The sequence below is a fragment of the Anaerovorax sp. IOR16 genome, assembly GCF_017168145.1.
In the GTDB taxonomy this organism is placed as follows: domain Bacteria; phylum Bacillota; class Clostridia; order Peptostreptococcales; family Anaerovoracaceae; genus IOR16.
The window spans coordinates 1121557-1140783 of the sequence record NZ_JADQTL010000009.1; the positions used below are offsets into that span (position 1 = coordinate 1121557).

The 19227-nt window shown below is 29.7% G+C and carries 28 protein-coding genes; 24 read left to right on the forward strand and 4 right to left on the reverse strand.

The features are described 5' to 3' along the window. The first annotated feature begins 16 nt into the window (after positions 1–16). The 22 genes from I2490_RS09420 to I2490_RS09525 all read left to right on the forward strand — a co-directional run bounded on the left by I2490_RS09420 (position 17) and on the right by I2490_RS09525 (position 16096). Positions 17–493: a hypothetical protein gene (locus I2490_RS09420; protein ID WP_206459442.1), complete on the forward strand. Its 477-nt coding sequence runs from the start codon at positions 17–19 to the stop codon at positions 491–493. Positions 494–525: 32 nt separating this feature from the next. Next, positions 526–1524 carry a hypothetical protein gene (locus I2490_RS09425; RefSeq protein WP_245157129.1) on the forward strand — a complete coding sequence of 333 codons (999 nt, stop codon included), beginning with the start codon at positions 526–528 and terminating at the stop codon, positions 1522–1524. A 51-nt stretch (positions 1525–1575) separates the two neighbouring features. Then, positions 1576–1758 carry a hypothetical protein gene (locus I2490_RS09430; protein WP_206459443.1) on the forward strand — a complete coding sequence of 61 codons (183 nt, stop codon included), beginning with the start codon at positions 1576–1578 and terminating at the stop codon, positions 1756–1758. A 10-nt stretch (positions 1759–1768) separates the two neighbouring features. Then, on the forward strand, positions 1769–2458 hold the full coding sequence (locus I2490_RS09435; protein WP_206459444.1) for a hypothetical protein: 690 nt from the start codon (positions 1769–1771) through the stop codon (positions 2456–2458). Between the two features lie 17 nt (positions 2459–2475). Then, a complete protein-coding gene (locus I2490_RS09440; protein ID WP_206459445.1) occupies positions 2476–2964 on the forward strand; it encodes a hypothetical protein in 489 nt (162 codons plus the stop codon). 12 nt (positions 2965–2976) lie between these two features. Beyond that, complete coding sequence (locus tag I2490_RS09445; RefSeq protein WP_206459446.1) at positions 2977–3981, forward strand: hypothetical protein; 1005 nt, start codon at positions 2977–2979, stop codon at positions 3979–3981. A gap of 11 nt (positions 3982–3992) precedes the next feature. After that, complete coding sequence (locus tag I2490_RS09450) at positions 3993–4463, forward strand: hypothetical protein (RefSeq protein WP_206459447.1); 471 nt, start codon at positions 3993–3995, stop codon at positions 4461–4463. Continuing rightward, positions 4453–5178 (forward strand): hypothetical protein, encoded by a 726-nt coding sequence (locus I2490_RS09455; RefSeq protein ID WP_206459448.1) that lies wholly within the window; start codon positions 4453–4455, stop codon positions 5176–5178. The genes I2490_RS09450 and I2490_RS09455 overlap by 11 nt, the downstream gene beginning before the upstream one ends. A gap of 48 nt (positions 5179–5226) precedes the next feature. Continuing rightward, positions 5227–6009 carry a hypothetical protein gene (locus I2490_RS09460; protein ID WP_206459449.1) on the forward strand — a complete coding sequence of 261 codons (783 nt, stop codon included), beginning with the start codon at positions 5227–5229 and terminating at the stop codon, positions 6007–6009. 16 nt (positions 6010–6025) lie between these two features. After that, positions 6026–6283, forward strand: coding sequence for a hypothetical protein (locus I2490_RS09465; protein WP_206459450.1), 258 nt, complete (start codon positions 6026–6028; stop codon positions 6281–6283). A 70-nt stretch (positions 6284–6353) separates the two neighbouring features. Further along, entirely contained in the window at positions 6354–6587 is a 234-nt protein-coding gene (locus I2490_RS09470; protein ID WP_206459451.1) for a GIY-YIG nuclease family protein, read from the forward strand. Positions 6588–6775: 188 nt separating this feature from the next. Next, on the forward strand, positions 6776–7054 hold the full coding sequence (locus tag I2490_RS09475) for an NUMOD3 domain-containing DNA-binding protein (protein WP_245157130.1): 279 nt from the start codon (positions 6776–6778) through the stop codon (positions 7052–7054). Then, on the forward strand, positions 7051–7605 hold the full coding sequence (locus tag I2490_RS09480) for a RusA family crossover junction endodeoxyribonuclease (protein ID WP_206459452.1): 555 nt from the start codon (positions 7051–7053) through the stop codon (positions 7603–7605). Before I2490_RS09475 ends, I2490_RS09480 begins: the two co-directional genes overlap by 4 nt. 174 nt (positions 7606–7779) lie before the next feature. Beyond that, positions 7780–8430, forward strand: coding sequence for a hypothetical protein (locus I2490_RS09485; protein WP_206459453.1), 651 nt, complete (start codon positions 7780–7782; stop codon positions 8428–8430). A 20-nt stretch (positions 8431–8450) separates the two neighbouring features. Beyond that, a complete protein-coding gene (locus I2490_RS09490) occupies positions 8451–8729 on the forward strand; it encodes a phage holin (protein WP_206459454.1) in 279 nt (92 codons plus the stop codon). Positions 8730–8806: 77 nt separating this feature from the next. Beyond that, a complete protein-coding gene (locus I2490_RS09495; RefSeq protein ID WP_206459455.1) occupies positions 8807–9235 on the forward strand; it encodes a hypothetical protein in 429 nt (142 codons plus the stop codon). Positions 9236–9239: 4 nt separating this feature from the next. Then, positions 9240–9764 carry a hypothetical protein gene (locus I2490_RS09500; protein ID WP_206459456.1) on the forward strand — a complete coding sequence of 175 codons (525 nt, stop codon included), beginning with the start codon at positions 9240–9242 and terminating at the stop codon, positions 9762–9764. A gap of 62 nt (positions 9765–9826) precedes the next feature. Continuing rightward, the gene (locus I2490_RS09505) at positions 9827–12019 is read left to right on the forward strand and encodes a phage tail tape measure protein (protein WP_206459457.1); all 2193 of its coding nucleotides are present in this window, start codon (positions 9827–9829) and stop codon (positions 12017–12019) included. A 409-nt stretch (positions 12020–12428) separates the two neighbouring features. Continuing rightward, positions 12429–12605 (forward strand): hypothetical protein, encoded by a 177-nt coding sequence (locus I2490_RS09510; RefSeq protein WP_206459458.1) that lies wholly within the window; start codon positions 12429–12431, stop codon positions 12603–12605. 483 nt (positions 12606–13088) lie between these two features. Beyond that, on the forward strand, positions 13089–13988 hold the full coding sequence (locus tag I2490_RS09515; RefSeq protein WP_206459459.1) for a hypothetical protein: 900 nt from the start codon (positions 13089–13091) through the stop codon (positions 13986–13988). Between the two features lie 64 nt (positions 13989–14052). Further along, positions 14053–14343, forward strand: a complete 291-nt coding sequence (locus I2490_RS09520) for a hypothetical protein (protein ID WP_206459460.1) — start codon at positions 14053–14055, stop codon at positions 14341–14343. A 496-nt stretch (positions 14344–14839) separates the two neighbouring features. Then, complete coding sequence (locus I2490_RS09525; RefSeq protein ID WP_442859719.1) at positions 14840–16096, forward strand: IS256 family transposase; 1257 nt, start codon at positions 14840–14842, stop codon at positions 16094–16096. Positions 16097–16206: 110 nt separating this feature from the next. Here I2490_RS09525 and I2490_RS09530 read toward each other — a convergent pair whose 3' ends face one another. From I2490_RS09530 to I2490_RS09540, 3 genes are all read right to left on the reverse strand, one after another. Further along, positions 16207–16563, reverse strand: coding sequence for a hypothetical protein (locus tag I2490_RS09530; RefSeq protein ID WP_206459461.1), 357 nt, complete (start codon positions 16561–16563; stop codon positions 16207–16209). Continuing rightward, positions 16564–17292: a phage antirepressor gene (locus tag I2490_RS09535; RefSeq protein WP_206459462.1), complete on the reverse strand. Its 729-nt coding sequence runs from the start codon at positions 17290–17292 to the stop codon at positions 16564–16566. Between the two features lie 137 nt (positions 17293–17429). Then, positions 17430–17882: a hypothetical protein gene (locus I2490_RS09540; protein WP_206459463.1), complete on the reverse strand. Its 453-nt coding sequence runs from the start codon at positions 17880–17882 to the stop codon at positions 17430–17432. Between the two features lie 284 nt (positions 17883–18166). On the opposite strand from I2490_RS09540, the gene I2490_RS09545 reads away from it, so the two are divergent. Continuing rightward, complete coding sequence (locus I2490_RS09545; RefSeq protein WP_206459464.1) at positions 18167–18370, forward strand: hypothetical protein; 204 nt, start codon at positions 18167–18169, stop codon at positions 18368–18370. 3 nt (positions 18371–18373) lie between these two features. Continuing rightward, positions 18374–18721 (forward strand): hypothetical protein, encoded by a 348-nt coding sequence (locus I2490_RS09550; RefSeq protein ID WP_206459465.1) that lies wholly within the window; start codon positions 18374–18376, stop codon positions 18719–18721. Between the two features lie 49 nt (positions 18722–18770). Here the strand turns inward: I2490_RS09550 and I2490_RS09555 are convergent, their stop codons facing one another. Continuing rightward, on the reverse strand, positions 18771–19208 hold the full coding sequence (locus tag I2490_RS09555) for a hypothetical protein (protein ID WP_206459466.1): 438 nt from the start codon (positions 19206–19208) through the stop codon (positions 18771–18773). Positions 19209–19227 lie beyond the last annotated feature (19 nt).

The window sequence follows — 19227 nt, forward strand, 5'->3', positions numbered from 1 at the left end:
GAAAGAAGGTAATTAAATGTTAAGAGAATTACAGGTAATTAATGGTAAAAATATTGCCGCAGATTTTAAAGCAAAGACTACTATGAAAACTGGGATGGCTGTAGTGAAAGATTATACTACAAAGGAAGCTAAATTCCCTACGACTGGTACAGCAGATAATTTATTTTTAGTAAATAAAGAACGAATCCCAACTGGTATCAATACTGCAAGAACTGATTTTTCTGATTATGACGAAGAGTTTGTAGATGTTAAAGTTGGAGAATTTATTAAGCTTCCTAAATATACCGATGGTGAAATTATAGCAACTGATGCTGTCGGTACAGACGCCAAGAAGCCTACAAGGGGTAAGGTTTTGATGGCTGATACGGATGGTACTTGGATTGATGCTGCGTCTACAGTTGCATCAAGATATTTATATGCTGATGATTATATTGATAATGGTCATGCGTTAATTAAAATTCAGATTCTTGATACACCTATTAAAAATGCTTAATAGATAATAATATTAAATAAGAAAGAAGGAAAATGAATATGTTGAAACATGAAATTGCAGAAAAGATTGCAAATGTAAATATGTTTGAGATTGCACAGAAGACTGAATATAAAGCAAATCTCTTAACCAATGATGAAAAAGAAATTGTAGCTGAACTTGATAAATGGGCTAAAGAAATCGGTGAGACGGGAGCAGACCCAGACCGTCAGATTGCTTCTTTTATTAGAAAAACCGTAGAAGAGGAAGTATATAATGCTCCAGAAGAAATTTTGGACATGATGTTTAATCGTGGTTCTATTGGTGAATTTGATGATTATAAAGCAACGGTCATGGCTAAGAATAAGTTACAAGCATACGAAGCTGCTAAAGGCGGTAATGTAGATAGAAGCTACTTAGATATTTCTGTATTAAAACCAGCATGGAAGCATCTTCAGGTTGAAACTGATATTTCTTATGCTGATTTAAGAAGAAATGGATGGAAAACAGTAGCTACTCTTACTAATTTTGCTGTAGAAACACTGAAAAATAAAATGTTCCAGATTTTATTTAATATTGTTGATACTGGAATTAAGTCTGGTGCAGAAAACTATATTAATGAAACTACGGCTAAACCAACTCAAGCAACTATGGATGCTATGGCTTTATATATTAATGATAGAGCAGATGGTCAAGGCGTGATTGTGACATTGTCTAAGTATATCCAAGCAGCAAGTAAATTGACTGGTTTTGTTTCTGATGAGATGAGAAATGAAGTACATAGAACAGGTAGACTTGGCTCTTATGATGGAGTTACAATGGCACAGATTTCTGGTGCTCACAAATTAGCCGATGGTTCTACACAGTTAAAAGATAAAAGAATGTATGGTATTGCTGGCAAAATTGGTGATTGTGATATGAAGGGCGATGTTCGTGTCTATGAAACGATGGATGATGATAATGAAATCGTTAAAATTAAAGTCACTGGTTTTGAATTTGGATATTCTTTTAATGCCGATACTCTTGAAAAGATTTGCAAGGTTGTATTAGCGTAAAATTAATTATATAGGGAGTTATTATATGCTCCCTATATTAAGGATATTATTATGGAAAAATTATTTTTCTGTTATTCAAATAGATTGAAACGTGCTTTAATTTCAAATGGGTTTACTCCTATATGTATTGGAATTAATAAACGCAATAATCAGAAATTTTATTTATTTGAAGGAACTTTTGAATTGAATTATTATAAGGACTATCTCTATCAAAAAGAGAGAGATAAATTTTAAGGAGAATAAAATGGCGTTAGCAAAAGAAAAATCATATTTGGTTTTAAATTATAATACTAATCCAGTTTCTATTTCTACTAGACATGACAGCTATTTAATTGATGGTGGGTCAAATGAATCCCCCTCTGTTCTTCCATTAACAATTGATGAAATTATAACTGCAAATAGTAATGGATACGCTTTTAAATATGGATTGTTATTTTTTGAAGAAGAATATCAAGAAGATATATATGAAGAATTAAGAATTAAGGATTGGAAAAATATTTTAACTAACCTACAAATTGAAGATATTATTTTAAATCCGACTAAAGAAAAGCTTGAAGAAATTTTATTAATAGATAATGAGATTTATTTTGACAGAATTGTTGGTATTTATACAGGATTAAAAAATGCTGGCATCGATATTTCTAATCGTGTAGAATTGGTAATTTCTCTTAGAGAAAAAGAATTGTCTGAAAAAAAGAGAAAGACAGAAATCGTACTATCTAAAAATGATAGTTTAAAAGCATCTCCTAAAATTTCAGAAGATGTTGATTTACTAAAGAAACAAAATGAGGAATTGATGCATCAAATGGAAGAAATGAAAAAGATATTTGAATCTCAAATAAACTCTAATAGTGCTGAAGTTACTAAAGAGGATGAACCTCAGAAAGAAAAAGAAACTAAAAAATCCGCTGGAAGACCGCCTAAAAATAAATAAGAATGGAGGTGTATTAAATGTCAACTCCATATAAAATTCCTATTGAAGCCTTTTTAAGAAGGATTGAAAAAGATAGGGATTTTTTTAATTATATTAATCTCACACCAGAGCAATCATTAGAAATAGCTAAAGAAAGAGCAAAGGGATATTTAAAAGAAGCAATTGGAAAATTGACATTATGCTGTGCTCCTGATATTAATTTTTACGATTATGATGATATATCGGAAATTTTTAATAATGACTGGACTGGTCAAGAAATATTTTTAATATCTTCATTGATGTATGAGATGCATTTAGATAGAGATATTGCGAAATTGAAATGTTTGAATGTAAATTTTACTTCATCTGATTTAAAAGTGTTCGACCCAAGTAATGCACGTTCAACATTTATGGAAATGTACAAGGATGTATGTGAAAAGAATGGAAAACTCCTAGATGAATACTCTAATAGAGATAGAATCACTGGGAAATTAAAAGGCATCAATTATCCTTTATATGATGAATAGGCGGTGATAACTTTGAATTTAGACATTAATTATTTTCGTGCTATTCAAGGAATGACCGACTTTACAAATGTAAAAGATGCACAAATTGCAGATGTTAAACGTCAATTTAATGATAGTTTTTATGATTCAATAAATATTGAGCATGAAATTTTAAGAAATGGAATTGCACAAGATTTTATTATCACTTTTGATAAAGATAAAAACTGTAATATTAAACCAAAGCCAAATGAAACTTTAAATGTTGGTGATACATTATTCTGGAATAATTTATATTGGTTGGTTGTAGAGAAAATTTTACATGATAATATTTATCAAAACCATATTATAAAACCTTGCAATCACCTATTTAAATTTCAACTCAACTCCCCCACTATTTATTCTTATTGGGGAATTATCACTAAAACATATTCGGAATATATATCAAAAGAAGATACTAAAATACCTGTTCCAGTCGGTAAAACTCAAATTATATTACCATACAATGAATATACAATGAAAATCTACAAAGATATGCGTTTCTTGATTGAAAAAACATACGACAAAGATGGTGACGAAATTGGTATTGTTTATAATGTTACTGGTTTTGATAGTGAAACAAATAGTTATGGTGATAATAAATTACTTATATTGAATGTGGAATCTGGTCTATTTGATGAAGATAAGGATAGTTTGGAACATATGATATGTGATTATATATCCAACTCCCCTACCCCATCTGAAAATCAAGATAGAAGTGATATTTCATGTGAAATTATTTATAAGAGTTTAAGTCTGACAAGTGGTGGTTCTTCAAAAGAATTTAATGCAGTATTTAAGGATATAGACGGAAATATAGTACCAGATATTGTGGCTTCTTGGAATGTAATTTGCAATTATGATATAACAAAAATAATAGATAATAATAAAATTATTTTGTCAATTGATAACGATAATGCAATTGGTTCTATCGTTAAACTTCAAGTAACAAATATAAATATGCAAGCCGAAATTTCTATGCAGATAAAAGGATTATATTAAGGGGTGATTGTTTGGGGAAATCTAAAAGTTATGAAGTAATTGAATATAGAGATTTAATTAAGAAATATCTTCTTGAATCTGATAGTATTTGCGAATTGCTAGGAAATACAGAAAGCCCACAATCACTTTGGCATAATGCTATTTATCCATATGAATTTATACCAGATACAACAGAAACAAAAAAGAGTTTTATTAATTTCGAATTAAGAACCGATTCTGATGTAATGAATCCTACATATAAAACTGTTACAATATGGTTTTTTATTTCAACACATATAGACAACTTAGTAGATTCTACATCTCTTTGGTATGACAGAGTTGTTTGTGTATTGGATAATTTAATAGCACAAGAAAATGTTCTTGGTATAAATGAAGTGAAACTAATAAGCAATGCCCCATATACTCTGGCTGATAATTTTAAGGGTCGTATTCTTATTTTTAAAGCAAAAGATTACTATGACGGTAAGAAAAATGGGAAATAAAATAAGTTTATTAAAATGCGGCAAAGTTCCGATAACACCTCAATTATATGTAAGAATCCCAACCGTTGGAGAAGTATTAGATGATGAACAAACATATTTTTCTATACTTTCATCGTTAATTGCAACTCCATCTTCTCATATGGTTCAGCTTGATAAGGTGGGAATAGATTTTACAGAAATAAAAGATTACGATTTATTTTTAATGTTGTTTGATATGTTGAAATCTGAAGATTTATCATTGTTTTTCGGTGACATGAATACATCTAATTTTGAGATGGGTATAAACAATCAAAATGGCGAAACTGTTTTTTATAATGAAACAAATAACATTATGATAGATATGTTCGTATACTCGCAGATAGTTGAAATATTACGTAAAATAACATTATCAGAAAAAAAAGTGATTAAACCAGCTAATGAAGAAGCAAAAAGATATCTTCTTGAAAAAGAAAAGAAAAAACTAAAACGTAGTATGCGTGAAGGATATAAACCATATTTAGAAAGCTTAGTTATAGCATTGGTAAATACTACAGAATTTAAATATAATTACGAAGAAGTCATGAATTTGTCTTTGTATAAATTTAATCAAAGCTTCAAGCAGATACAATCAAAAATATCGTTTGATAATACTATGGTTGGAGTTTATACGGGGAATATTGATACTTCTAAAATATCAGATAAATCATGTTTATCATGGTTGTCTATACAAAGTTAAGACTATTAGCAATAGTCTTTTTTATTGCAATAAATAAGGAGGAAAACAATGATTAATATTGATAAATTAATAATTACAGAAATTGATAAAATTACAGGTTTTAACAATGCAAATGAATTAGAATTAATCATGGACGAATTGACTGATGCAACTATTTCCAACACTGAAGAAAAGGTTGATGTGACTGGTAGAGGTGGTAGAAAAATTGCATCTCTAAAGAAGAATAAGGCAGTAATTGTCAAAGGGACTAATGGTTTATTGGTAGGTGGAGCATTAGCTGCTATGACTGGCGGTACTGTTACATCTGGTACCAATAAGATAAGAACCACTGATATCATCACAGTTACGGGAAATGCAGGTGTAACACAACTTGAAGCAAAAGGTGTCACTGGTGCTGAGATTGGAACTCTATACAAGAAAACATCTACTGGTGCGATGGGTGAAAAAATTGTACAAGTTGCAAGTGGAGAAACCTTAAAAACTGGAGAATTTACATATAACCCAACTACAAAGGCGTTAGCTTTCTTCACAGGAGATTTGACAGATGGTTCTGAAGTTGTTGGATTTTATGATGTTGAAGTAGAGTCTGCAAAAGTTTCCAATGAGTCCGATAAGTACAGTAAGGTGTTGAAATTGTATATTGATGTGACTTGTCAAGATAATTGTGACAATATGTATCATGGTCAGTTTATTTTTAATCGTGCAGACTTTAATGGTACTTTTGATATCACTATGGGTAAAGACCCTTCCACTCAGGCTTTTGAAGCAGAATCTTTAGCTGGTGGATGTACAGGTGGAAACCAATTATGGGATTTCATTGTATTTCAGTAGAGAAAGTAGTGATTAAATGACTAAGGTTCAAAGACCATGTAAGGTATGTGGAAAGATGTTTACTCCATGCTTTGATTGTATTCAAGATAAAAATGCTTTTCATTGGAGAGCAGTAGCATGTTCTGAAGAATGTGGGAGAGAGTTTTTAAAGCTCGTTCTTGAAGATAGGGCTATTAAAGATATATATGAGCCCCCTACTCTATTTAATAATGAAATAGACAATGTTAAAACTCAAGAGATAAAACCACAGAAAACTAATAAATTTAAAAAATAAATTATAGGGATAGCATGGCATTAAATGTGCTGTCTATCCCTATTTTTTTCAAAGAAAAGGATGATAAATATTGAGTAAGCCATATATAGTATACGAACATGTGAATAAGATTAATGGTAAGAGATATATTGGTATTACATGTCAAACGCTTAATGGAAGATGCGGAACACAAGGTCAAAATTATAAAAATAAATATTTTAAAAATTCAATTAAAAAATATGGGTGGGATAATTTTGAACATAATATTTTACACAAAAATTTAGAAGTTAATGAAGCAAAGGAAATTGAAATTAAATTAAATTAATTGAAAAATATAACACAACAAATAGGAATTATGGTTATAACATTTCAAAAGGTGGGGATACAGGTAATGGATTATGTGGTGTAAACCATCCATTATATGATGTACATAAATATGGCGAATTAGCTCCTAATTATGGTAAAAAACACTCATTAAAAGCTAGACAAGCTATAAGTGAAGCTCATAAAAAAATGGTAAGAGAGTTGAATCCATTTTATGGAAAACATCATAGTGAAGAAACTAAAGAAAAATTACGACAAAATAGTTTAGGTAAATTTGTGGGCTCAAAAAGTCCATGTGCAAAATCAATTATTAATTTAAATACAAATAAAATTTTTGGTTCATTAATAGAATGTGCAAAATTCTATAATATACATAGTGGAAATATTGTAAAAGTATGTAAAGGTGAAAGAAAGACAACTGGTGGATATAGGTTTGCATATTATGAAGAAAATAAGGAGATTGCATGAAAAAATTAAAATTAGTGTCACCTATACCTGTTTCGGTGAACCACTACATAAAACCACGAGTTTTTATGTCTGGTAAGAAGCCAATGGTGTCAATGTATGAAACAGCAGAAGCTAAAAAATATAAGAAAGATTTTGCAAAATACATAAATGAAGAAATAGAGAAACAACAATGGAATATAATTCCAAATAAAACACAACATTTTTATATTGATTGTGTTTTTTATTTTGACCGAATTGATAAAGACCCAAATAACTACTTTAAGTTGCTCTTAGACGCAATTACGGAGACTCAAAAAATTTGGGTAGATGATAATGTTACATGTGAAAGAGTAAATGGTATATTTTATGATTCAAAAAATCCTCATATTGATATTACTATTTATCCTGTCGATTATGTTGGGATATTCCAATCAGTTGAACAATTACAATCGTTTGAAAGTAATTGCATCACTTGTAGTAGATATAAAAATAATTGTAGTCTTTTAATAAAAGCAAAAAAAGGAAGAATTCAAGAAGAGATACAAGATGGTGTTTGTAGTAAATTTAAATAAAGAAATAAGGGATAAGAAGTATGGAAAATACTCTCATCCCTTTTGTAAATGGGGTACTATTCGGGTGGTTAGGATTCCCATTTACAAGTTAATTATAAAATAATATTCAGAATTATCATACAAGTAAATATTGGTAATATTTTTAAATAAAATATGAAAGATGAGGATATATATATGGGAAAAATTACATTAGAACAGATTGAGAATTTAGAATATATCGGTGGAGAAATTGAAACAAATTATGGGATTGAATTTGATTGTGGTAACTTTAAATTTGGAATCAAAGAGAATATCACTAAATCAGAGGAATGCTTAATTATTGACATTGTTGCTGAAAATTCTTTTATTGGAATGAATTACTCCCCTACTCTGCGTGAATGTTTAATGGAAATCATGTTTGCTAAAATTTTTATAGAAAATGGTGTTGATATTCCAGATGACATTGAAGATACCTACGCTATTTATGAAATTATTTGTAAATTAAATATAGTTAGTAATGTGAAAAATTTGTGTGGCGATGTGTATGCAAGAATAAATAGAAATATTGATGAAAAGATTGAATTTCATAAAAGAAAAATTTGTGCAGTCTTATCTCAAAATTCAACTGAGGTAGAAACGTTAGAAAATATCAATGATTTTATTATATCTGTTACAAATTTGACTGATAAATTTACAACAATTTTAGAAAGTGGTGGTAATAAGATTTTAAAACAAATCACTCCTAAAAAGATTAATGGCTTTATTGATGAGTTTAAGAATGAATCGTTGAAAATTGTTCGTGAAAACTTAAAAGAAAAAAATAACAAAGTCATTTCTATGAAATAATTAAAGAAAGAGGTAAAATTATGAAAGTGAATTGGAAAGTTAGAGTAAAGAATCCGTTATTTTGGATTAGTTTAATTGGTGTTATCTTCTCCCCTGTTTTGGCTGCTATGGGTATTAAGACAGTAGATTTATCCACATGGAATAGCATATTAGATGTGTTGAAAACATTCGTATCGAATCCTTATTTGATTGGAACTGCTTTCATGGCGGTATTAACATTTTTAGGTGTTACTAACGACCCTACAACATCCACCTTAAATGATAGCGATAGAGCAATGACATATCGTGAATTGAAGTAATACATAAACAACCATTAAATACCTACTGTTTAATTAGCAGTAGGTATTATTTTTAACTAAACAGAAAGGTAAATGCTATGAGTGAAAATAAATGCCCATTCCATCCAGACCACGAGAATAGAATAAAAAAGTTGGAAAAAGATGTAGAAGATTTAGATAATCAGTTTACTAAACTAGATAAATCTACTGCTGTTAAGCAAGAAAAAATATTTACCATTTTAGAAGCTTTGTCAAAAATCCCAGAAACAATGGAATCGATGAAAAATACAATGGTTGAGATGCAAAGAGAAATAAGAGACTCTAGTACAAAAATGGACGCATTAGAAAGAAACGTGGATTCATTGAAAAATCAAGTAACTGACACAAGAGAAAAGATAGACAAAGTTGATGATGAAGGTAAATTTAATATTCGTCTTTGGATAAAAAATAAATGGTTTTGGTTGTCTCTTGGTTTGGCTACTCTACTCTATTATTCTAGTGAGATAACTCAACACGGATTGAAGTGATATAGTGGCAAAAAGTATTCAAGAACAATTAAACCAATATATGAAAACTAAAGAATTTCAAGATAGATATGATAGGTTTGTAGAAAAAAATGTTAAAAATGGCAATAGTGGAATTGCTAAAAATGTCAAGGATGAAGTTGATAAATTAAAAGATCGCATTCAACAAGAAATTGATAATTATTATACTTCATACTCCCCTACCATTTATTCTCGTACAGACAATTTGAAAAATTCTTTAGTTATTGTGCAAACTCTAAATGGATTTTCTATAACATTTGATGAAAGATTAGTTTATCATGATTCTGTCGTGTATAAAGATACACAAGCATACGTTCCGTTGCTTATTGAAGATGGATGGCATTGGAATAAATCACATCAAAAAATAGATAGATTCACAGACTTTAGTGGTTATCCATTCGTAGAAAATGGAGTTGAAAAATATTTACAATCTGCACCTAAAGGGGTGTCAATAAGGATACATAAAAAGACCTATTATGGTGATGAAACGGAAATTTCATATGACAAATAAAGTAAACGTGGTTGCATGAATCACGTTTTTTATTTTTTTGATAAAGGAGTGATTTATGCAATATGGCTGATGAAATTTTTCGAGTCGATTTTGGTGTTACTGGCGGTGCTAGTGCCGATGGTGACACAGGAAAACGAATACAAAAAGAGTTAAAAACAATAGCAACACAGATTACTGGTAGTAAAATGCCACGTATTCAAGTTTCTATTGATATAAATAAAACAAAAAATATATTAAGTCAGCAGCTTGGTTCTGTATTAAAAAATTTAAAAGCAACAGACGCTTATGCTTTATCCCCAGATATTAATGCTGGCGACATTCAAAAAAAAGTAGATAATGCTTTTAAAAATGTAAAAAATCCAGAAATTAAAGTAAATTTAGATACAAAAGACATGAAATCCCTATATAAACAGCTTAATAGTTTTGCTACAGAAAAAGCAAAATTACAAGGTTTCGATATAGGAAAAGTCGATATAAAGAATTCAAAAAAAGGCGGTTTGTCTGCAACTATACAATATTATAAAAAAGGTGCTCAAGAGGTTGTAGTTGAACATTACAAGATGCAAAAATCCGCTGACGAATCAAATAAGAAAGTCAAAGAATTAGGTCTTGCGTATACAACCGTAAGCAAAAATATAAAGAAGCTAAATGAAGAATTAGATAAAAAAGATAAAAAAGAAGTTAAGTCTAATAAAAACAATGATTTAAATGAAAAACTTTTAAAATCAGTTCAATCTAATTTAAATAAAATTTATAGCGGTCAATATAAGAATAGTTTTGATAAATTTCAAAATCAATTTGACACTCTTTCAGGATTGACGGATATTAAACCAGAATCTATTAATGCTCTTGATAATTTTAAAAAATCGCTAGATGGTATTCAAAAATATAACCCAACAGGTAAGAAGTCAATTAAATCTTTGTCGGAAGAAATAGTTGGCGACCCTAAAAAGTTGCAAGAGTTTATAAATAATATTCATCGAGTAGATAGTGCAATGAAATTAGCTAAAGGTAATCTGTCACTTGATAAAACTTTTAGTGCAAATGTTAATAAAATCAACGATAAAACTAAAGCTTTAAAGAATCTTGAAATAGAAATTTTAAAATACATAAAAACAAACGATAGATTAAAAACAGATAGTGGGTTTAAATCAAAATTTGGCTCTTTACTATCCGATGTTCAAACCGACCTATCTAATAAAGATGTGAGAAATCTTGAAGAATATAGGAATAATTTTAAAAAATTAGATACAGAGATTATTCAGCGTGGATTGACTGGACAAAGGTATATTACCAAACTTGGAGAACAATTTAAGAAATTAACTGTGTATTTTAGTGCTGCTTCAGTGATGCTTGGTGCTTGGATACAACTAAAGCAAATGGTTACACATGTTATTCAGTTAGATACCGCCATGACAGAGCTAAAGAAAGTTACAGAAGAGACAGATAAGGTTTATACTCAATTTTTAGATAATGCTTCAAAAAGAGCAAAAGACCTTGGTGCTACAATTGTAGATGGAGTTAATGCTACTGCCGACTTTGCAAGATTAGGTTATTCATTAGACCAAGCTAAATCAATTGCCGACTCCGCAATTATATACAAAAATGTTGGTGATGGAATTACTGATATTAGCGAAGCAAGCGAAAGTATAATTTCTACTATGAAAGCTTTCAACATCGAAGCTTCTAAATCTATGTCTATTGTAGATAAATTTAATGAAGTGGGCAATAATTTTGCAATAACCTCTCAAGGAATTGGTACTGCATTAAAGCGTTCTGCTTCAGCATTGTCTACAGCAGGGAATGATATTAATGAATCTATTGCATTAATTACAAGTGCTAACGCAATAGTTCAGAATCCTGAAATTGTAGGAACTGCATTGCGTACCGCAGCTTTAAGGCTTACTTCAAGTCGAGGCAAGTTGGAGGAACTTGGCGAAGATGCAGAAGGTGCGGCAGAATCAGTTACTAAATTACAGACTCAACTACTAAACCTTACTAAAGGCAAAGTCGATATAATGTTAGATGCTGATACATTTAAATCAACTTATCAAATATTCCTTGAAATGTCTAAAGTTTGGGATAGTATGACTCAAAAAGACCAAATGGATGCATTAGAGCTAATGTTTGGTAAGAGGCAAGCCAATGTTGGTGCATCAATATTGAAAAATATGAAGGATGCACAAAATGCATTAAAGTCATCTTCTGATGCCGCTGGCAAACAAAACTGCCAGTATGTACAGAAATGTGCATAATAGAACATATTTAATTGCAGGTAATGCCTCGATAGGACAATCCTATCGTTATATCATATACGCTTAATTTAATATGATATAACAGAGCCCTACACCACAATAATGGAGAAATCACATTATGAAGGTTTTAAAACGTAGGGATTGGCTGTTCGTGCAGCGAAGTTCCTAAGTTGTTTTATACAATATGGAAAACGTTCAACGACCATCCCCAAGTCGGGAGGAAATTCCTCAATAGGAGTACGGCTCAAGCTTATGGAGTGGGTGAAAATCCCTTAAATGGAAAAGGTATGCCCTAAACCGTAAAGGTCGGTAGGTGAAGAAATGGTCTAAACTTATATGAAAGTATAAGATGTTATTAACTATAAAATATTTGTAATAGAGAAGTGATTAATCTCTAAGGAGAAACAATATGAAAAAATTTGATAAAGAATATTCAACTCAATACTTAAAAGAAGTTAGATATTTAGATAGTATCGGAATTAAATATTCCTTTGTAAAAGAAATAAATAATATAAGCACTTATAAATATACTAAAAATTTAGATTTATTTAATGCATTAGGAATATTTTATAAAGATATCAAATGATAGAAAGTAGAGTGATTAGAAATACCTAAAAAATATGCAATTGAAAAAATAAAAATAGAATTCGAAGAACGTGGCTATACGTTAATTAGTACTAAATATGCTAAAATAAATGATAAATTAGATTATATATGTAATAAGCATAAAGAATTTGGAATTCAAAAAATAGATTATAGCCATTTTCATTATAGAAATCAAGGATGTAAATATTGTTCGAAGGAAAGAATAAACAAAAGGCGAATTAAAGACTCTATTATTAAAACATTATGCGAAAGCAAAGGGTTTGAATTTGTTAAATCTGAAGCGATAAAAGGAAAAACTTATGTTTATTATATTTGCAACAGACATAGAGATAAAGGAATTCAGCTTACAAATTACGCTAGCATAAAGAGAAATAAAGCTGGATGTCAATATTGTATTGGCAGATACAAATCCACAAAAGAATTTAAAGATGAATTATATAATATAAACAATAACATAACTGTATTGGGTGAATATATAGATGCAAAAACACCAATTTTATGTTTATGTAACATACATAATTATAAATGGGAACCAACGCCAAATAGTTTATTATGTGGACAAGGATGCCCAATTTGTGGTCAAATTATTTCAAACATAAATTCAACGAAAACTCACGATAAGTTTTTAAGAGAGTTAAGTATTATAAATAAAAATATAGAACCACTGGAAGAATATTTAGGGGTTTTTATTAAAATGAAAGTAAAATGTAAGATTTGTGAAAATATATGGTATACCACACCAAATAGTTTATTACACGGGAAGTCTGGATGTTCAGAATGTAATAAAATAAAAAGTTATAATGCTCAAGTTAAATCAAATGAAACATTTTTAAAGCAACTTAAAGAAATAAATCCAAATTTATTTCCACTTGAAAAATATTATAATTATAATACAAAAATCAAAGTAAGGTGTTTAATTCATAATTATGATTGGTATGTTGCTCCAGCTAAAATTTTAAATAGTAAAACTGGATGTCCAAAATATGCTATTTATACAGGTGAAAATAAAATTGATGAAATTTTAAATAAATGGGGATATAATAGTGAAGCACAGAAAACATTTAAAGATTGTAAAGATAAATATGTTTTACCATTTGATAGGTATTTGACAGATTTTAATATTTTAATAGAATATGATGGTGAAGGTCATTATAAACCAATAAGATATGGTTCTATGTCTGATAAAGAAGCTGAAGAACAATTAAAATATGTAAAATTACATGATAGTATTAAAAATAAATATTGCGAAGAAAATGATATTCCACTTATTCGTATACCTTATTGGGAAAAAGATGATATGGAATATTTTTTGTGGTGTAAATTAGAAAAATATGGTGCAATAAAACCAATAGAAGTAGCTTAATCAACTACTTTGGTAAATTATATAGTTAATAACTGACAAGAATTTGCGATTCTTGTTGAATTTATTGAGTTCACTTGAAGAAAATGAAAAATATTTAGATTCAGTTAAAGGGAAACAGGCTCAATTTTCAGCTCAATATGAAGAATTATCCTCTAATATTTTAGATGGTGAGTTTGTAAAAGGAACTATAGATACTGGCACAGGATTTTTAGGACTTTTAAATGCACTTGTAAAAAATCTACATACAATTCCAACTCTTGCAGTTGTTGCATCTGGTGCATTATCTGCATTATCAAATACTGGTATTTCAAACGTGAAATATGCCCTGCCCTACTCTATGAGTACGGTGGCGTAAACCCGAAAATGCTGGGAACTAAATAAAAATTATTATCTGACTACAACGTAATTGGAAACGATAAGCGTGAACGTATTAGGGAAACCAATTCAGTGATGAATAAAGAAAACAGATAATTAAGCATATGGTGAGAACCTAAGTGCTATGTCTATCCACGTAAGATATTAGACTAATTTAGGGTCAGCAGAGAAATCTCCTAAGTCAAAAATGATATGGAGAACTTTCACAGGCTTCAATGGGTTGTACATTTTATATGTATTGATGTAAAGTCGGACTGGTAGACCAAAATGGATAGGTCTATGTATGAGTTTAAAGACTGCATACTTACTTCTATAAGACTCCCCTCTCTTGGGTTAATGAGAAAATAAGAACCATCATAAAGATGGCTCTCATATTATTATTTAGATAAAAGCTCACGATATTTGGGAGTATCCTAAAGTTTGTGTAAACCTCTAAACTGATGTAAGATAAATATATCAGTTTGGAGGTTTTATTTATGCCCAAAAGAAGAAAAGAATCACCCCAAAAACAAGCAATCAGAAAAATGATGCAGGAATACTTAAAAGAGAATGATATTCCTATCAAAAATGGTACAGATGTCAATTCTGTTATGCGTGATATGATGTCTGTATTACTGGAGGGTTCTCTGGAAGGAGAATTAGAAGACGAACTGGGATACTCAAAATATGACTATCGGAATAAGGAAACCGACAATAGTCGGAATGGATATTCTTCTAAAATCATGCATACAAACTATGGAGATATGAATGTTGCTATTCCTCGTGACCGTAATGGAGAATATGAACCCCAGCTTATCAAGAAATATCAAAATACCGTTACGCAAGATATGGAAGAAAGGATACTTTCCATGTATGCAAAAGGTATGACTACAAATGATATTGAATCCCATATGCGTGAGTTATATGACATTGATATTTCTGACAGTACGATTAGCCGAGTTACTGATAAAATTATACCGATTGTAAAGGAATGGCAGGAACGTCCTTTGGAAGAAGTATATGCGGTTGTTTTTATGGATGCAATTCATTTCCACGTTCGTAGTGAAGGAAGAATACGAAAAAAGGCTGTGTATATTGCTTTGGGAATTGATATGAATGGTAGAAAGGACGTTTTAGGTATGTATGTTGGTGAAAATGAAAATGCTAAATTCTGGCTTTCTATACTGAATGGGCTAAAAAATCGTGGTGTAAAAGATATCTTAATAACATGTATTGATGGACTAAGTGGATTTCCACAAGCAATTGAAGCAGTCTATCCTGAAACAGAGATACAGCAGTGCATTATTCATCAAATCCGTAACTCCACTAAATTTGTATCCTACAAAGATTTGAAAGCTCTGATGGCTGATTTGAAGCGAGTCTATACTGCCCCAACAGAAGAATTAGCCCTAAATGAATTGGAGTTGTTTCAAGAAAAATGGGATGTAAAATATCCGAAAATCTATAAATCTTGGCATGATAATTGGTCAACTTTAGCAACCTATTTTAAATATCCTGAAGCTGTTAGGCGGCTTATTTATACCACAAATGCCATTGAGGGATTTAATCGTCAACTTCGTAAAGTAACAAAAAGCAAGACAATTTTTCCTTCTGACGATAGCCTTTTAAAAATGCTATATCTGGCAACGATAGATATCACAAAAAAGTGGACAGGATATCGTAGGGACTGGGGACGGATATATTCCCAGTTAGAGATTTATTTTGAGGAAAGACTAAAAAATCTCAACTTCTAAAAAACAACTTGTTCGGCAAGTTTTATTGACATGCAAAAAAATCATTGTATAATGCAAACAAGGGTAGAATCCCAAAATTGACTCTGCCCTTAAGTAACTATTCACATATCTTATATCAGATTTTTGAGTTTACACAAAACTTGAAACTGTCCCCGATATTTTGCAAAGATTAATTCTTCTTCATTTCCTTCAAATATTGGAGTTTTGTTGATGTATTTAGAAACATTATTAAATGTATCATTATTTATACAAATTACACTTGCTTTTCTACCATTTGTTACTATATAAACATCAAAATTATAAGCATCTAAAACATATGATTTTGGAATTAATAAACGAATACATATATAGTTACGAAATCTAAATAAAGCGATTGATTCATAATATGTATCATTTGTTAGTGTTTCATTTGTAATTGGTAAACTGTAAACTTCTAAATTTTCTGTTTGAGGTATTGCAAAAATCATTTATGCTACCTCCTTGATTGTAAGTTTAAGTTTCTTACAAATACACGAAACACCTTTTGGCGTGACCCTAGTTGTGGTGTGTGCTACTCCCCTTCTGTCATATGTACCAACGGTAGTGAAATATCCTGATTTTATATATCTTTCATATGGAACACTATCTTTACCTTGATAAAATAAAAGCTTAATATCACGTAATTTTTGGAATAATACTTTTTCACCAAGACCAAGTATTTTTCCTGCTTGATTAACGCTATAAGTTCCGTCACAATTTAGATATATATCATATTCATCTGCTTTAGGTTTTAGTTGAGAGATAAAATTATCCTTTTCTTTGATAGTTCTTTCATATATACCTACAGCTTTAATTAAAATTGATTTTTCATCATCTTCATTTGTGATTGGTATATATCCACCAGTTTTATGTATCTGTGGTAATACTTCGGATGTTACCCAACGTTTAAATTGTTTAGCACTTGGTAATTTACTGGAGAGAATAAGAGAATAAAGACCACTTTCATTAATGATGGTCATATTCTGGATTCCTGAAGGTGTTGCCATTTTGGCAACACCTCTGTCTTCAATATCAACTTTTTTCGACACAGCACTTCGTGGTTCATTATATCCAAGTATTAAAGCTACATCTTTGCCAACAAACCAAGGTTCTCCATTTTGTTCAAGAACTCTAACTTGTCCAAAATTTTCATTTTTAAAAATCATTAAATTATTCATTTTATATCTCCTTGTTTTTATTTGCAATCATTGATTTTTTAAAACAAGCAGTATATAATAAATATATACTATTGTGTGATAGTGTATATAAGAGATAATCCCTACTGGCAAGTTTGTTGATTGTCTCTTATTTTATATTATCTGTAATTAAGTCGTTCTGTTAGGTATTCATTAATATCTTCTGAATGTATATTAATATAAATTCCTAGTTCTATAAGACGTTTTCGTAGTGTTTCGGAAAGATTTGGACTATCTTTGAATTTCTGATTAAATTCTTCGATTTCTCCATCATCATGTATATTTTTATAGTACAAATCAACAGAACAATCTTCTAAAACTTTCAACTTGATTGTAATATTTGATAATGTAAATTCACATTTATCATTACCTCCTTCAATGAAATGTTCTGCCATATCGGCAAGAGCATTTAAAATAAACCAATGCTTATTATCTTTCATTAAATTTTCTAATGAAAGATTTACTAATTCGTTTTGCGGTCTACCTAATTGTTCAGATAATTTTTCTAAATCATTTTCTAATTTAGCATCAATTCTGAAGCTTTTTTGAACAACATATTTTTTAGATAACATATTCACACCACCTTTCATTGCTATTAAAAATGATTGCAACTGCATTATATTTCTATTGTTAATGATTGTCAATACTATTTTTAAATAAAATATAAATTTATCAAATAAATTATGTGTAATTGTGTTAATATTTGTAGTAATTTGTTGAAAATTATATTGCAATGGATATCACAAAAGTGATACAATAAAGAAAACAATTTAGATATCTAGTATCGACATAATAAATATCTAAATTGAGTATATATATGTATCAATATGTTTAGACTCAATAATGAGGTGGTATTATGTATGAAATTAGAAGAAAAAAACTAAAGAATGGAGTGAGCTATATGATTAATATGCAAATTGCTGAAAGATATTGTACAGTTCGTGAATCTCTAATTGAATCATGTAAAGAAGTAAAATTAATGCGTGAAGGTAAATTACCTAAGAAAACTTGGAAAGAACTACGTGCTGAATTAAAAAATGAGGAAGCAGAAGGAAAATAATCAATGAGTTACGAAATAGTAATTACTAAAAAATTTAAAAATGATATTAAATTTTACAAGAAAAAATTTGCTCATATTGAAGATGATTTAGATTTTATTATTGAAAAACTAGAACAAGGCGAATTTATTGGTACACCATTAGAGGATGTTGATGCTAATAATAAAACTTATAAAGTTAGAATTGCGAATTCAGACACCAAAATGGGTAAATCAAACGGATATAGATTGGTTTATTATGCAGTTACAGATAATTTAGAGATATATCTTTTAACAGTTTATTACAAGAAAGATGATAAAAATATTCCTAGTAACAACGAGATTAAACGGATTATTGAACAATATTGTACATAATTTATAAAGACCTTTGGAATTAACCGAAGGTCTTTTATTATGCTCTTTATTAAAATTTAGCACCACAATTCTTACACTTAAATGTTTTGCTAATATGTCCAATACTAAACACATTAAAAATTGCAGCAGCCCCTACTTTGTTCCCTAGAGAAATTTTATGAACATTTGCAGAACCACATATAGGACAATGAGGAATGTGTTTTCGTTCTTCCTCTTCCCTATCATATTCAGCATCTTCTTCGGCTTCTAATTGGATTCTTCGGTTAAAAGCGGTTTCGCTATAAAGTGGATTATTGAACACATATTTTTCATAGAGTTCAGATTCAATCTTATCTTGGTCTTCATCTGATAGATTAAGATAGTTGTCCCAATTTATATTTGTATTTATGACATCGGTGTTACATCTATCACATTTATTTTTAGTAAATCCAATGCCAAAACTTCCACATTTAGGACAGATATACATATATATAATATCATTATCCATATAATCACCTCGTATCAAT

Coding starts and splice junctions, on each gene's coding strand:
- I2490_RS09460 (WP_206459449.1), top strand. CDS start 5,227: ATGATTAATATTGATAAATTAATAATTACAGAAATTGATAAAATTACA.
- I2490_RS09555 (WP_206459466.1), bottom strand. CDS start 19,208: ATGGATAATGATATTATATATATGTATATCTGTCCTAAATGTGGAAGT.
- I2490_RS09530 (WP_206459461.1), bottom strand. CDS start 16,563: ATGATTTTTGCAATACCTCAAACAGAAAATTTAGAAGTTTACAGTTTA.
- I2490_RS09480 (WP_206459452.1), top strand. CDS start 7,051: ATGAAAAAATTAAAATTAGTGTCACCTATACCTGTTTCGGTGAACCAC.
- I2490_RS09525 (WP_442859719.1), top strand. CDS start 14,840: ATGCCCAAAAGAAGAAAAGAATCACCCCAAAAACAAGCAATCAGAAAA.
- I2490_RS09545 (WP_206459464.1), top strand. CDS start 18,167: ATGTATGAAATTAGAAGAAAAAAACTAAAGAATGGAGTGAGCTATATG.
- I2490_RS09435 (WP_206459444.1), top strand. CDS start 1,769: ATGGCGTTAGCAAAAGAAAAATCATATTTGGTTTTAAATTATAATACT.
- I2490_RS09455 (WP_206459448.1), top strand. CDS start 4,453: ATGGGAAATAAAATAAGTTTATTAAAATGCGGCAAAGTTCCGATAACA.
- I2490_RS09465 (WP_206459450.1), top strand. CDS start 6,026: ATGACTAAGGTTCAAAGACCATGTAAGGTATGTGGAAAGATGTTTACT.
- I2490_RS09495 (WP_206459455.1), top strand. CDS start 8,807: ATGAGTGAAAATAAATGCCCATTCCATCCAGACCACGAGAATAGAATA.
- I2490_RS09535 (WP_206459462.1), bottom strand. CDS start 17,292: ATGAATAATTTAATGATTTTTAAAAATGAAAATTTTGGACAAGTTAGA.
- I2490_RS09540 (WP_206459463.1), bottom strand. CDS start 17,882: ATGTTATCTAAAAAATATGTTGTTCAAAAAAGCTTCAGAATTGATGCT.
- I2490_RS09510 (WP_206459458.1), top strand. CDS start 12,429: ATGAAAAAATTTGATAAAGAATATTCAACTCAATACTTAAAAGAAGTT.
- I2490_RS09430 (WP_206459443.1), top strand. CDS start 1,576: ATGGAAAAATTATTTTTCTGTTATTCAAATAGATTGAAACGTGCTTTA.
- I2490_RS09420 (WP_206459442.1), top strand. CDS start 17: ATGTTAAGAGAATTACAGGTAATTAATGGTAAAAATATTGCCGCAGAT.
- I2490_RS09425 (WP_245157129.1), top strand. CDS start 526: ATGAATATGTTGAAACATGAAATTGCAGAAAAGATTGCAAATGTAAAT.
- I2490_RS09485 (WP_206459453.1), top strand. CDS start 7,780: ATGGGAAAAATTACATTAGAACAGATTGAGAATTTAGAATATATCGGT.
- I2490_RS09440 (WP_206459445.1), top strand. CDS start 2,476: ATGTCAACTCCATATAAAATTCCTATTGAAGCCTTTTTAAGAAGGATT.
- I2490_RS09550 (WP_206459465.1), top strand. CDS start 18,374: ATGAGTTACGAAATAGTAATTACTAAAAAATTTAAAAATGATATTAAA.
- I2490_RS09475 (WP_245157130.1), top strand. CDS start 6,776: ATGGTAAGAGAGTTGAATCCATTTTATGGAAAACATCATAGTGAAGAA.
- I2490_RS09505 (WP_206459457.1), top strand. CDS start 9,827: ATGGCTGATGAAATTTTTCGAGTCGATTTTGGTGTTACTGGCGGTGCT.
- I2490_RS09490 (WP_206459454.1), top strand. CDS start 8,451: ATGAAAGTGAATTGGAAAGTTAGAGTAAAGAATCCGTTATTTTGGATT.